The sequence below is a fragment of the Neobacillus sp. plas4 genome, from assembly GCF_057221695.1.
The window spans coordinates 5,017,089-5,030,570 of sequence record NZ_CM170152.1; the positions used below are offsets into that span (position 1 = coordinate 5,017,089).

Consider the following 13,482-nt stretch of genomic DNA (forward strand, 5'->3'; position numbering starts at 1 on the left):
CCTTATGTATTGACAGCTAATTACACAAAAAAAGGGCAGGGGGAATGTTCCCCGCTCCCCTTTGAAATACCCTAAATCATTATAGCTTTTTGATTAAAAATTTTCCAATCTACGTCAGCTAAGATTAAAGTCCTTTTTGAGCGATATATTTAACAAGGTCAACAACACGGTTAGAGTAACCAACTTCGTTATCGTACCAAGATAATACTTTTACCATATTGTCTTCAAGGACCATTGTTGATAATCCATCAACTGTAGAAGAAACAGTTGCACCGTTATAATCAGTTGATACTAATGGAAGATCGCTATATGCTAAAATTCCTTTTAATGGACCTTCAGCAGCTGCTTTTAATGCCGCATTAACTTCCTCAGCTGTAACATTCTTTTCTAATTCAGCCACTAGGTCAACGATAGAAACGTTTGGTGTTGGAACCCGTACTGCCATACCATTTAATTTGCCTTTAAGTTCAGGAAGAACTAATGCAACTGCTTTAGCAGCACCAGTTGAAGTTGGAATCATGTTCTCAGCTGCTGCGCGTGCACGACGGTAGTCCTTATGTGGTAAATCAAGAATTTGTTGGTCATTTGTATAAGAGTGGATCGTTGTCATCATTCCACGTTTGATTCCGAAAGTATCATTTAAAACCTTTGCAAAAGGAGCTAGACAGTTAGTTGTACAAGATGCGTTTGATAATACGTGGTGGTTAGCTGCATCGTATTTGTCTTCGTTAACACCCATAACAATTGTAATATCTTCGTTAGAAGCTGGAGCAGAGATAATAACTTTTTTCGCACCTGCTTCAAGGTGTTTCGCTGCATCTTCACGCTTTGTGAAACGTCCAGTTGATTCAACTACTACCTCAACACCTAATTCTCCCCAACCTAATTGAGCAGGATCGCGTTCAGCTAGTACTTTTACTTTTTGGTTGCCAACAACTAAATATTGACCGTCAACTGTAACGTCATGTTTAAGAGTGCCATGTACAGTATCGTATTTTAAGAGATGTGCAAGCATATTTGCATCAGTTAAATCGTTAATCGCTACGATTTCAATTCCTGTATTTTCTAATGCCGCGCGAAATACGTTACGGCCGATACGACCAAAACCATTAATACCAACTTTTACTGTCATTTAAATTTCCTCCTTGTTTTGAAAAAAGGTTTTTTATTTAGGCTCTTTTGTTAGAAAATAGCCTTATTTAAAAAGGGATTAACCTTTTAATAACTTTCTTGCTGCACCCTCATCTGTAATTAAAATCGTCGATGCTGGTGCTTGTTTCATGTATGCCTTAATCGCTTTCGCTTTAGAAGCGCCGCCTGCTACAGCAATCACATTAGGAATATGTGCAAGGTCTTCTAGCTGCAGTCCAATGGTTAAAACTTTATGGACGATTTCACCATGTTCATTAAAATAATAGCCGAAAGCTTCTCCCACTGCTTCATTCGCTAAAAGCTTCTGCATGATTTCGGGATTAGAGTTCCTTCGATCAGCCATTGTGATAGCATCCCCTATGCCGTGAAGAACCATGCTTGCAGATTTAATTAAATTTAACACTTCATGGATTTCTGGCTCTTTAATAAGGGATTCATAAATTTTGTTACTAACTTGATCAGGTACATAAAACACACGGTGTTTTGACTGCGTATTTTTAGACATAATTGAGCTTATTGTGTTAGCCTGGTTTTGGACATCCTCGCCAATTCCGCCGCGAGCTGGGACAAATAGCAATTCCTTTTTGCCTAGCTCTGGTGTAAGTACTTTTGCGACAGCCGCCATTGTCGAACCGCCTGTAACAGCGATAATATTTTTCCCAGTCAAATACTTTTTCATACAAATTGCACTAGCCTTGCCTAGATCATCTTTGACCATTAACGATTCATCACTATTACCAGGTACAACCACTACTTTACGAATCTTAAGGCGGTGTTTTAACTCTAGCTCCATTACATCAATCCCGATTAATTCGCGGATAAGACCTTCTAAGTCCTCTAGCAGATTTTTCCCTTCAGAGGTTAAGCTCATTCCAATATTGTTAATCGAAATAAGATTTTGTTCCTTTAGAAAATCAACTTCGCCGCGAAGGACTCGTTCTGTATAACCAAGGTTGGCAGCCAGACTCCTTCTTCCTACAGGCTGCATAAAACCAATATGCCTCAGGATAGAATATCGTTTATGTAGCACTTGAAGGAGATCAGGTAATAATCTTTTTTGAATATCGATGAGTGACTGCATTACACCTTGCTCCTTTATGATATGTAATTGGTCGTAAAATGTCCACCCTAGACAAATTATGTCCCACTTCACCGAAAAAAAATCACCCCTGCTAACAATTTTCATTTTAACAGGAGTGAAAACCTATTTCAACCTAAAAGTTTTCCGATTTTTCTTGTAAACGGTTACGTATGTCTAATTTGTTGATAATCCCAAAAGCAATTTCTTCTCCGTTGATATGAACCACAGGAATCATTATTCCATACAATTCTGTTAATTCATCGCTTTCATCGATATCCTTTTCCTCTAAAGTAAATTCCCACTTTTCTTCTTTTAACTCAAGGATTGCTTGTTTCGCTTTTTCACATAGTGAACAGCGTTTTCTGGTATATAAGGTAATTATTGTTTCTGGCATTTTTCTTTCCTTTCAATCAAACCGTTTTCTTTTTGAAGAGGATGGGATTCCAAGTTGATCTCGATATTTTGCAACGGTCCTTCTTGAAACCACAATTCCCTGATTTCTCTTTAGTATTTCTACAATTTCTTGATCTGATAACGGACGTTGTTTTTCTTCCGTATCAATCAAGGAAGCGATTGCATTTTTCACTTGGCTCGATGAAGTATTTTCATTTGAAACCGTCTGAATCGTGCTGGTAAAGAAGGATTTCAATGCGAAAGTTCCGATGGGTGTCTGGACATATTTTTCTTTTACTGCACGGCTGACGGTTGATTCATGTATTTCAAGTTCACTTGCTACTTCCTTCATTGTCATGGGAACTAAGTGTTCAGGCCCTTTTTCGAAAAATTGTGATTGCTTTTCGACAATCATCCTTACAACCCGGATTAACGTTTCCTTCCTTTGTTCAATACTTCTCATTATCCATTGATAATCCTGTACTTTCTCCTGTAAAAAACGACCTACCTGATGATCCTGGCTGGCAGTGAGTTTTTGATAATATTGATTGTTAAAGCTGATTTTCGGAATAATGTCATCACAAAGTCTGACTGAAAATCCATCCCCAAATCGTTCAACAATCGCATCAGGGATAACGTAGGAGGCATTTTCCTGACCTAAAAGTGCGCCAGGACGTGGATTCAACTTCTGGATGGTATCAAATACCTCTTGAATCTTTTGAATAGGGATTTGCAATTCCTTCGCAATTTGCTTCCATTTCTTTTCCGCGAATGGGATGAAGTAAGAAGTAAGGATGGTAATGACCAAATCATCCTCTAGGTTTTCCCGTTCTACTTGAATTAATAAGCATTCTTGAAGGTTTCGAGCACCTATACCTGCAGGCTCTAGCGTTTGGATGACGATAATGCTCTCTTCTACCAATTCTAAAGGAACAGACAATTGTTCGGAAATTTCCTTCGGCTCTGAAGTTAAGTATCCGTTTACATCTAGATGCTCAATAAGATGTTTGATTACTTTTAATTGAATACTAGAGTATTTATGAAGGGTAAGTTGATTGATCAGTTGTTCTTCCACAGAAAACGACTTTGCAGCAATTTGTTCAATCCACTCTTTTTCTGTATGGTTCGTATGTTTCCTCCGATTGCGGTCTATTAATGGGTTAATAGGCTGAATGTTTTGATTCTCAACCTGTAAAAGGGGATTTTCAAGTGCCTTGTTTTCTAAAAAAGAAGAAAGCTCCTGAGCTGTATATTGTAATAGTGCAATCGCTTGTGTCAATTCCTGTGTCATTGCCAATTTCAATGTTTGCTGTTGCCATAAACCTGCCTTTAGATCCATTACTATTCCCCCCTTGCTCTATTTTACATGATGATGGCTGTTTCGTGTATGGTAAATAACATTTACAAATAAAAAACCTCCTGGGAAATGTGAATTTCACAAGGATTTATTGATTGTTTTAAAATTATTATATTGATTCATTCTTAATTTTTTTCATAAGGCAATCAGCTGGAAGTGAACCTTCGGCTTAATACCTCTTTATTTTTAAGTACAGACGTTTATTAGTATGTAATTTGAAAATTTGATTATCGTTTAATCTTTAAAGGAGGCGGCCGGTCGGCAATTTTATCGTTTACAGGGTAAACTCGTCCAATCTATTTTGATTATAAATTCATATATTGTAGCTAATTGAACAAGAAGAAGGCGGTGTATGAATTGACAATAGTTGCAAAAAAGGAATTTATTTATACAGTTCGTAAAGGGGACACTCTTTTTCGGATAGCTAGGAGATTTGGAAGCTAGGTAAGAGCAATCGTACAAGCAAACCACTTATTTTCACCAGTTACCGATTCTGGGGTTATCTTTCCCGGAAATGTATTAGTCGTTCCAAATCTATCAAAATTAGGAAAGGTATTTTATGTAGTAAAATCCGGAGATTCAGTAAGTGGGATTGCTTCGAGATTTAGCACATTTACCGATTTAGTATCAGGTATCAACAACTTGGCGAACCCTAACCTTATTTTTCCTGATCAACAATTTCTGGTTCCTGTTTTTATCTATGAAATCCAATCCGGGGATTCCCTTTTTGACATTTCGCGTAGATTTGGAATATCGCTTTCTAGTATTATCAAAGCAAATCTAGACAGACCTGGTTTTCAAAAAGACATAATATGGCCAAATTTTCATTTAATACTCCCTTTGCCAACTTCCCGAAATATTGTTGTATGGACTCCACTTCCCGGGACAAAAGTTGTTAGCAATCAGCGAATAGAAGGACAAGCAAGAGCTTTCGAAGCAGTTCTTAATCATGAACTAATAGATGCAAATGGAGTGATCGTATCCAATGAGCGTTTTACATTGACGGGTGCTGGAGGTCCCAAGTATGGTAATTTCAGCAGTACGTTACCATTTGACAGAACACCAACTGTAAGCACAGGAGAACTTCGAGTTTTTACAAGAAGTCCTCAAGATGGGAGTATTCAAGATCTCGTTAGAATAATAGTACTTTTTTAATGATACAGAAACTGCTGCTTTCCCATCCTATCCACTTCATACAGTTCTTTAACGAGCTTCAAGGGAGATAAGTGAGCGTAACTTTATTGCAGAAAAAAATTAAAAAAAGTGCCCTATGCTTTATAAAGCGTAGGGCACTTTTTTAATTAACAAAGTTTATGACGCGCTCGGAGGGAATCGAACCCCCATTTTAAGAACCGGAATCTTACGTGCTATCCGTTGCACCACGAGCGCATATGTGCGACTTATATATTATATGCCATTTCAAGAAATTTTGCAAGACAGATTAGGGTTAAAATTGTCTTTCAGTGGTTATGCTGTAGTAGTGAAAGTTGTCGAACATTTTAAAGACGAATTGTTTGACCTTAATTGACCATCAGTGTATGATTACAATACATAAGTAAATATTTTTCATACTTAAAGGAGGAAGAAAAATGAATTTGATTCCTACAGTTATTGAACAAACAAACCGTGGTGAAAGAGCATACGATATTTATTCTCGTCTGTTAAAAGACCGTATTATTATGCTTGGCAGTGGTATTGACGATCATGTTGCGAACAGCATTGTCGCACAATTACTTTTCCTTGAAGCTGAAAACCCTGAGAAGGATATATCCATTTATATTAACAGCCCTGGCGGAAGTATTACTGCTGGTATGGCAATTTATGACACAATGCAGTTCATTAAGCCGGATGTACAAACGATTTGTATCGGTATGGCTGCATCAATGGGTGCCTTCCTACTTGCAGCAGGAACAAAAGGCAAGCGCTATGCGTTACCAAATGCAGAAGTAATGATCCACCAGCCACTAGGCGGTGCACAAGGTCAAGCGACTGAAATTGAAATAGCTGCTAAACGTATTTTATTCCTTCGTGAAAAATTAAACGGTATCTTAGCCGATCGTACTGGTCAGCCTTTAGAGGTCATCCAAAAGGATACAGACCGCGATAACTTTATGACTGCTGAAAGAGCAAAAGAATACGGTCTTGTTGACCATATTATCACTAGAAGCATTACAGAAGAAAAGAAAGATAAGTAAAAGTGGAGCAGCCGTTGGTTTATGACGGCTGTTTTTTTGTGCCTATTGCCTGAGGTGGAGTGACCGGACTGTTGCTTGGATAAGTTCTCGGGCATTGCAGAGCTGCTCGAGTGACCTAAACTCATTTAGTGAATCTCTTTAGGTCACTATGAACCTTCAAAGTTCCCCAGATCCATCCAAGCTTTACATCTCGGTAACTATGAACTCTCATAGTTACCCAGACCCATCCAAATTTTATATCTCGGTCACTATGAACCCCCCATAGTTACCCAGATCCATCCAAACTTTACATCTCGGTCACTACGAACCCCCTCATAGTAACCCAGATCCATCCAAACTTTACATCTCGGTAACTATGAACCCCTCATAGTTACCCAGACCCATCCAAATTTTATTTCTCGGTTACTATGAACCCCCCATAGTTACACAGATCCATCTAAATTTTATATCTCGGTCACTATGAACCCCCCATAGTTACACAGATTCATCCAAATTTACATCTCGGTCACTATGAACCACATAGTTCCCCTACCCATATATAGGAAAAGAGTTTGACCAATTTTAGGTCAAACTCTTTCAAGGTTTATTGTTCATTCTGAACAAAAAGAGATAATGCTTCAACTGCTTTTTCTTCATCATCGCCTTCAGCGACAATATTTACAGCCACGCCTGAACCAACAGCTAAACTCATAAGCCCCATAATGCTTTTTGCATTTACCTTTTTACCATCTTTCTCTAAAAAGATATCAGATGAAAATCTGTTTGCTTCCTGCACAAATAATGCTGCTGGTCGTGCTTGAAGACCTGTTTTCAATTTTACTTCTACTTGTTTCTCTACCATTTTTAAATCCTCCTCGTTTGTTCTCTAATTTCTTGAAGCCATTTCGCCTAAGCGTAACTTATCAGCGATTTCATCTATCTTTCTTAACCGATGATTAATTCCTGATTTACTAATTGTACCTCCGCTAACCATTTCTCCTAATTCTTTAAGAGTTACATCCGTATAATGGAGCCGGAGTTCTGCTATTTCTCTTAACTTTTCAGGTAAAATATGCAATCCAACCGTATTGTTAATATATCGTATATTCTCAACTTGACGAATGGACGCACCAATGGTCTTATTTAAGTTCGCAGTTTCACAATTAACGAGCCTATTAACTGAATTTCTCATATCCCGTACAATCCGTATATCTTCAAAGCGAAGAAGAGCATTGACTGCACCAATGATATTTAAACACTCAGTAATTTTTTCTGCTTCTTTTAAGTAAGTAATATAACCTTTTTTTCGCTCAAGCGTTTTACTATTAAGACCAAATTTATTCATTAATTCGCACAAGGAATCGTTATGTTCCTTATATAGCGAAGCAATTTCCAAATGATAAGAAGAAGTCTCCGGATTATTAACGGAACCGCCAGCAAGAAATGCACCGCGTAAATAAGAACGTTTACAGCATTTCTTTTTTACTAGATCATCGGATATATCATGGATGAAGGTAAATCCTTCACCAAGGATCCTCATATCCTCTAGTATTTCCTTCGCACGCTGTGATAGACGGACAATGTAGACATTGTTCTTTTTTAAACGCATTTTTTTCCGAACCAATAGTTCTACAGGTACATCATAGCTCTTTTTTATTAATGTATAAATCCTTCTAGCAATCGCAGCATTTTCGGTCTGAATATCAACAATTAACTTACGGTTAGAAAAGGACATAGACCCATTCATTCGTATGAGGGCAGAAAGCTCTGCTTGAATACAACATGGCTTTATTTCCAAATTCGTTAATTCTTTTTTCGTTTCCGAAGCGAAAGACATCCCTTCACCCCCTTTTATCCCAAATAGTATTACGCTTCATAACGCCTTTTGGTTTCACTTATAAGGATATTATACAATATTTTCGCAACCTTTTTTGGATCGTGTCTAAGGGCCCCGTTTTCCTGTATGGCTATATCTGCGTGAACCACCTCTAGACCAAGTTCCATAATGGTGTTCAAATCATAATAAACAGGATTTGCAAGTTCTTCATTGTACCGGAGCTGAATATCCTCAGGAATTTCTTTGTTGTTAACCAGAATTGTATCCATAAAGGCACATGCCATATGATCATAAATAGCCTTCACATGGTCACTCGCTGTAAATCCGTGTGTTTCTCCTGCCTGTGTCATTAAATTGCAAATATACACCTTTTTAGCATGCGAACGGCAGACTTCTTCTCCTAATCTTGGTACAAGTAAGTTAGGTAAAATACTTGTATACAAACTCCCCGGACCTAAAATGATTAAATCCGCCTGTCTTATGGCCTGTATTGATTCCGGCAGCGGCGTGATCACTTCTGGTGTTAAAAAAACTTTTTTTATTTTCTTTCCGGAATAAGGAATTTTAGATTCACCGGATACGACTGTCCCATCCTCCATTTCTGCATGAAGTACAACACTTTGGTTGGCTGCAGGCAGAACCTTCCCTCGCACATTTAATACCTTACTCATTTCTTGAATAGCATGAACAAAGTTCCCTGTTATCGATGTCATGGCCGCCAAAATCAAGTTCCCCAGCGAATGACCGGATAATTCATTGGAGGTTTTAAAACGATGTTGAAACATTTCTTCTACTAAGGGTTCAACATCGGATAAAGCAGCTAACACATTACGGATATCTCCTGGAGGCGGAATTTGCAAGTCATCACGGAGTCTTCCTGAACTTCCGCCATCATCCGCAACTGTAACAATAGCGGTAATATCGACTGGATATTGTTTTAACCCCCGCAATAAAACCGGCAATCCTGTTCCACCGCCAATGATGACGATTCTCGGCTGTCCCAACTCTCTCATGTGGTCTGGTCCTTTCTCCTCTCAATGTCACGGTGTGAAACTAGGGTCTTGTAATCATTACTAAAGAATTTAGCAAGATATTCTGCAAGAGTTACGGACCGATGCTGACCGCCCGTACACCCTATGGCGATAACCAGCTGGGCTTTTCCTTCCCGCTTATAATGCGGAAGCATAAAGCTAAGCAAATCTGTAACTTTTTCTAGGAATTTATGCGTTTCATTCCATTTCAACACATAACTAGAAACCTCTTCATCTAATCCTGTTTTCGGCCTCATATGATCAATATAATGGGGATTCGGCAAGAAACGTACATCAAATACAAGATCAGCATCAATTGGAATTCCATGCTTAAATCCAAAAGACATGACATTGACAGTAAAAATTGATTTTTTATTTGTTGTAAACTCAGTAATAATCTTTTCTCGTAATTCACGCGGTTTCATTTGCGAAGTGTTATAAATAAGCTGGGCTCTCCCCTTTAACTCATCAAGCAGCTCTCTCTCCAATTTGATACCTTCTAACGGCAAACCAGATTGTGCCAGTGGATGAAATCTTCGAGTTTCTTTATATCTTCGCACTAAAGTAGCGTCATCTGCATCTAAGAACAGAATTTGTGGAGTAACCCATGAGGTTTCTGCGAGTTCATCGAGTGCTTTAAACAAATGGTCAAAGAACTCTCTTCCCCTTAAATCCATTACTAATGCTACTTTATTCATTTTATTCCCAGATTCCTTCATAAGTTCGAGAAATTTTGGAAGCAATGTTGGAGGCAAATTATCTACGCAGAAAAATCCCAGATCTTCTAAACTTTGGATGGCAACTGTTTTTCCAGCACCAGACATCCCTGTAATAATGACCATTTGAGTTTCACTGGCTGAACCTGTACTCATCGTTTATTCCTCCTCAACTAGGGTCTAACCGATAACTAATAAGTTGAAAATCTTTTGTATAGGTAAATGTACCGTAAATGATCCCTTTTCCATGAATCATATAATCAATAATATGATAATCTCCCGCCGCCATTGGCAGATTTTTCACCTGATCGAGCTGCTGCCATTCAAGCTTACCCTCTTCAGATTCATCTAATCCCATTCCATCAGAGTCTGTTGCAAAAAAGGTAAACATCATCCATTCAGATAAGACTTGATCATTTTCTTTGATAATGAATGTAAAAATGCCCTTCAATTTTGGGTTTTTCAAATAGATTCCGGTTTCTTCCCGGTACTCCCGTATGCAGGAGTCTCGAACAGATTCACCAGGCTCCATTTTTCCTCCTGGCGCTACCCACCATCCACGGCGCGGTTTCTTTAACATTAACACTTGATTATCTCTAATTAATACACAATTGGTGACTCGCTGCACAACATTCACCCTCTATATAACAAGCTAAATAACGTATATTTATTTTATTCATTATACTCCTTTTGGTAAGCGGTCACAATGAAATCAATCATGTTAAAAATTTGTAAAAAAAAATTTTGTAAAAAAAATAGCACAGGCTCCCTGAGCCTGTGCACCAAGTGAATATTTTAAAGGGGGTCAATTCTTAATTTTTATTCTACCTTATTATTATTTCACCACTGTTACAGAAGAGTTAAAAGAGGATTACGTTTATGAAAATTTTGTAAATTTATTGTCTTATTTTTAGTTCCTCTTTTATTTCTTCTACATAGTGTTGTGCACTTTGTGCTGCGATACTGCCATCACCTGTTGCAGTAACAATTTGTCTTAATGTTTTCTCACGAATATCACCAGCGGCAAAAATACCTTTTACCTTTGTTTCCATCCGCTCATTCGTTTCAATATAGCCATTTTCATTGGTGATTCCGAGGTCGGCAAATGGTTTAGAAAGTGGAATCATCCCAATATAAATAAATACGCCATCAGCTGGAAGTTCTTGTTCCTCTCCATTTTGTGTTGAAACAAGTGTTACGCTGCCAACTTTTCCATCCTTATCGTTAATGGACTTAATGGTATGATTCCAAATAAAATCAATTTTTTCATTCGCAAAAGCACGGTCTTGGAGTATTTTTTGGGCACGAAGCTCATCACGACGGTGCACAATTGTTACTTTAGAAGCGAAGCGTGTTAAATAAACACCTTCTTCAACTGCCGAATCCCCACCGCCAATAACATATAATTCTTTTTGTTTAAAAAATGCCCCGTCACATACCGCACAATACGATACACCGCGTCCGCTAAGTTCCTTTTCGCCTGGTACCCCTACCTTCTTATATTCGGCTCCTGCCGAAATAATAACAGAATAGGCTTTATATTGTTTTGATCCTGCAACGACCGTTTTTACATCTCCATTGTCGATGATTTCTTTGATATCACCATACGCATATTCGGCACCGAATTTTTTCGCATGTTCAAACATTTTTGTCGACAAATCCGGGCCTAGGATACTTTCAAATCCAGGATAGTTTTCAACATCCTCCGTGTTCGCCATTTGACCGCCAGGCATCCCGCGTTCAATCATAAGTGTTGAAAGATTGGCACGAGAAGTATAAACAGCAGCTGTCATCCCTGCTGGACCAGCACCTGCAATAATTACATCATAAATTTTTTCCTCAGACATCAGGATCAATCCTCCATTTAAAGCGGAAGCGCCTTGGTCAGGGACGAGAGGCATAAGACGAGCCGGCATGAAGGTTGCTCCCTTTAACCTACTTGACGGATTGTCAGAAATGTGGAGGCGACTGCCCTGGGACGAAGGAATAAGACAAACCATGCAAGAAGGCGTTTTTTGCCTTCTTCATGGGGTGGCTTATTCCTCGAGTCCCAAGGAGCCGCAACTAGACAAGCTTATGACCCCGAGCCCCTAGGCGCTGCAGCTAGATATAATATATAAAAAATACGATTAAGTATAGTATTCCCTACTTAATCGTATAAAACAATTGTATTGAAGTCCATTTATCTGCTTATTAATCGACGAAAAGCGGAGCTGGACACAGATAATCATTTAGCAGCTTCACATATTTTCCTATGGTTGCTGGTGATATATCATAAGTGGTCGCAACTTCTTGTTGGGAAACTTTTTCATTGCTTTCCTTATACCAGACATATTCTATTGCCCCAGCCCACGCATGTCTGTTATTCAAGTTCATCCCTGTTTTTGAAATTTCAACAAAAACAGAAAACCACTTAAGGAATAAACCTGACTCAACCGTTTCGAAGGGGTTATGATTTTTATAAAGTAACTCAGCAATTTCCTGCGCAGCTTTTAACTCAGAGGGTGTTCCGGTCTTTAGGTACGAAGCATAATTCTTTTCTATTGTCGTGAGCTTTTGATTTTCATAAAAACGCTCAGAAATTAAAATTTCTCCTGCTTTTCCTGTAATAGAAGCCAAGAATATTGCAAATAAACGCTCCTCAATAAAATCACTTTCTAATTTTTGATAAATTGAACCAGAGTGATCTTCAAATTCACTATTAATAGGTCTTTTTAAAACCCATGGTTCCATACCCTTTTTATCAGGGGAATGCTCAAGTGCAATTTTCCATATCGTTTCTGCAAATTCAACATAGCCTGAATAATACGCTGAATATGCGAGCCAATAATAGAATGGACCGTCACCATCAAAACGAATATTATATAATTTTTTCAACCAGTAGTACGCTGCTTGATATTCACCAACCATGGCAAAGGTTGCCCCTAATTTATATTGATGTTCAATTAGAATCGGCTGGATTTTCTTTAAGGATTCCGTTAACTGGGCAACTACCTTCTTTTTACCTTGATAATGAGCAAATACCATTCGATTACACAAAGCATGAAGATTCCCTGGATTTCTATCTAAAACATCATCGAGTATCGATTCTGCTTTTTTTGTTTTACCTAAATAAAAATAAGCGAGAGCTAAATTGTTATAAGCTGACCAATATTCTGGATATTCTTCCACAACATCCTTTAACAACTCTATAGCTTTAGGAAAATATCCTGATTCTAATAATTCACGAGCCTGCTCCTGCTTCAGGATAAGATCGTCCTGTTCATAAGGAGGCTCTTCTAAACCATCCGTTTCTAACATAAGAATCTCTAGAAGTTCTTCTGTATCTTCTCTGAAATCACCATTTGGTTCCAACGTCAAATACATATTCGCATGGTGATAAGCATCTTTGAAGAAACCCATATGGGCATAATTATTGGCTAAAAAATAATGACACTCACTCATATCTTGATCAAGTTCATTAAGTACTATATGCAAAAGTCGATTTGAATTTTCATACTCACCAAGTTCTGTTAACACAATGGCAAGCTGACAGGTTATCATTGGTTCACCAGGCTCCAGCTGCATCGCCCGTTGAAGATACTTTTTTGCCTTTTTGAAATCTCGGCGATGGTATACCTTGATACCTTTTGTGAAATAATATTCCCCAGTCGGAACAAACGACAGGATCTTTCCCTTTTGGCTTCTTGCCTTCTTGTCTTTTATCATGGGGACCTCCATCTAAAAAATACTAACTTATGT

Annotated in this window: 13 protein-coding genes and 1 tRNA gene; 2 read left to right on the forward strand and 12 right to left on the reverse strand. The window is 38.2% G+C overall.

Translation table 11 applies throughout. From position 1 onward, the window contains the following. Positions 1–124: 124 nt before the first annotated feature. The 4 genes from gap to rpoN form a co-directional block, all read right to left on the reverse strand. Entirely contained in the window at positions 125–1,132 is a 1,008-nt protein-coding gene (gene gap / locus AC2TFD_RS25395; RefSeq protein ID WP_335512525.1) for a type I glyceraldehyde-3-phosphate dehydrogenase, read from the reverse strand. 78 nt (positions 1,133–1,210) lie between these two features. Then, entirely contained in the window at positions 1,211–2,233 is a 1,023-nt protein-coding gene (locus AC2TFD_RS25400) for a sugar-binding transcriptional regulator (protein ID WP_335512523.1), read from the reverse strand. Positions 2,234–2,366: 133 nt separating this feature from the next. Next, positions 2,367–2,627 (reverse strand): glutaredoxin family protein, encoded by a 261-nt coding sequence (locus AC2TFD_RS25405; RefSeq protein WP_335568530.1) that lies wholly within the window; start codon positions 2,625–2,627, stop codon positions 2,367–2,369. A gap of 12 nt (positions 2,628–2,639) precedes the next feature. After that, positions 2,640–3,965: an RNA polymerase factor sigma-54 gene (rpoN, locus tag AC2TFD_RS25410; RefSeq protein WP_484674168.1), complete on the reverse strand. Its 1,326-nt coding sequence runs from the start codon at positions 3,963–3,965 to the stop codon at positions 2,640–2,642. Positions 3,966–4,625: 660 nt separating this feature from the next. Between rpoN and AC2TFD_RS25415 the strand changes: the two genes are divergently transcribed. Continuing rightward, positions 4,626–5,138, forward strand: a complete 513-nt coding sequence (locus AC2TFD_RS25415) for a LysM peptidoglycan-binding domain-containing protein (protein WP_484674169.1) — start codon at positions 4,626–4,628, stop codon at positions 5,136–5,138. A 162-nt stretch (positions 5,139–5,300) separates the two neighbouring features. Here AC2TFD_RS25415 and AC2TFD_RS25420 read toward each other — a convergent pair. Continuing rightward, positions 5,301–5,372, reverse strand: a tRNA-Arg gene (locus AC2TFD_RS25420). A 200-nt stretch (positions 5,373–5,572) separates the two neighbouring features. Here AC2TFD_RS25420 and clpP point away from each other — a divergent pair. Continuing rightward, complete coding sequence (gene clpP / locus AC2TFD_RS25425) at positions 5,573–6,178, forward strand: ATP-dependent Clp endopeptidase proteolytic subunit ClpP (RefSeq protein WP_335512511.1); 606 nt, start codon at positions 5,573–5,575, stop codon at positions 6,176–6,178. Positions 6,179–6,761: 583 nt separating this feature from the next. Here the strand turns inward: clpP and AC2TFD_RS25430 are convergent. The 7 genes from AC2TFD_RS25430 to AC2TFD_RS25460 form a co-directional block, all read right to left on the reverse strand. Next, positions 6,762–7,019: an HPr family phosphocarrier protein gene (locus tag AC2TFD_RS25430; protein ID WP_335512509.1), complete on the reverse strand. Its 258-nt coding sequence runs from the start codon at positions 7,017–7,019 to the stop codon at positions 6,762–6,764. A 24-nt stretch (positions 7,020–7,043) separates the two neighbouring features. Further along, positions 7,044–7,994 carry a DNA-binding protein WhiA gene (gene whiA / locus AC2TFD_RS25435; RefSeq protein ID WP_335512506.1) on the reverse strand — a complete coding sequence of 317 codons (951 nt, stop codon included), beginning with the start codon at positions 7,992–7,994 and terminating at the stop codon, positions 7,044–7,046. Positions 7,995–8,023: 29 nt separating this feature from the next. After that, the gene (locus tag AC2TFD_RS25440) at positions 8,024–9,007 is read right to left on the reverse strand and encodes a gluconeogenesis factor YvcK family protein (RefSeq protein ID WP_335512505.1); all 984 of its coding nucleotides are present in this window, start codon (positions 9,005–9,007) and stop codon (positions 8,024–8,026) included. After that, positions 9,004–9,897: an RNase adapter RapZ gene (rapZ, locus tag AC2TFD_RS25445; protein ID WP_335512503.1), complete on the reverse strand. Its 894-nt coding sequence runs from the start codon at positions 9,895–9,897 to the stop codon at positions 9,004–9,006. The genes AC2TFD_RS25440 and rapZ overlap by 4 nt, the downstream gene beginning before the upstream one ends. 13 nt (positions 9,898–9,910) lie before the next feature. After that, positions 9,911–10,369: an NUDIX hydrolase gene (locus AC2TFD_RS25450; protein WP_335512501.1), complete on the reverse strand. Its 459-nt coding sequence runs from the start codon at positions 10,367–10,369 to the stop codon at positions 9,911–9,913. A gap of 268 nt (positions 10,370–10,637) precedes the next feature. Continuing rightward, positions 10,638–11,588, reverse strand: coding sequence for a thioredoxin-disulfide reductase (trxB, locus tag AC2TFD_RS25455; RefSeq protein WP_484674170.1), 951 nt, complete (start codon positions 11,586–11,588; stop codon positions 10,638–10,640). A 346-nt stretch (positions 11,589–11,934) separates the two neighbouring features. Next, on the reverse strand, positions 11,935–13,449 hold the full coding sequence (locus tag AC2TFD_RS25460) for a tetratricopeptide repeat protein (protein ID WP_484674171.1): 1,515 nt from the start codon (positions 13,447–13,449) through the stop codon (positions 11,935–11,937). Positions 13,450–13,482 lie beyond the last annotated feature (33 nt).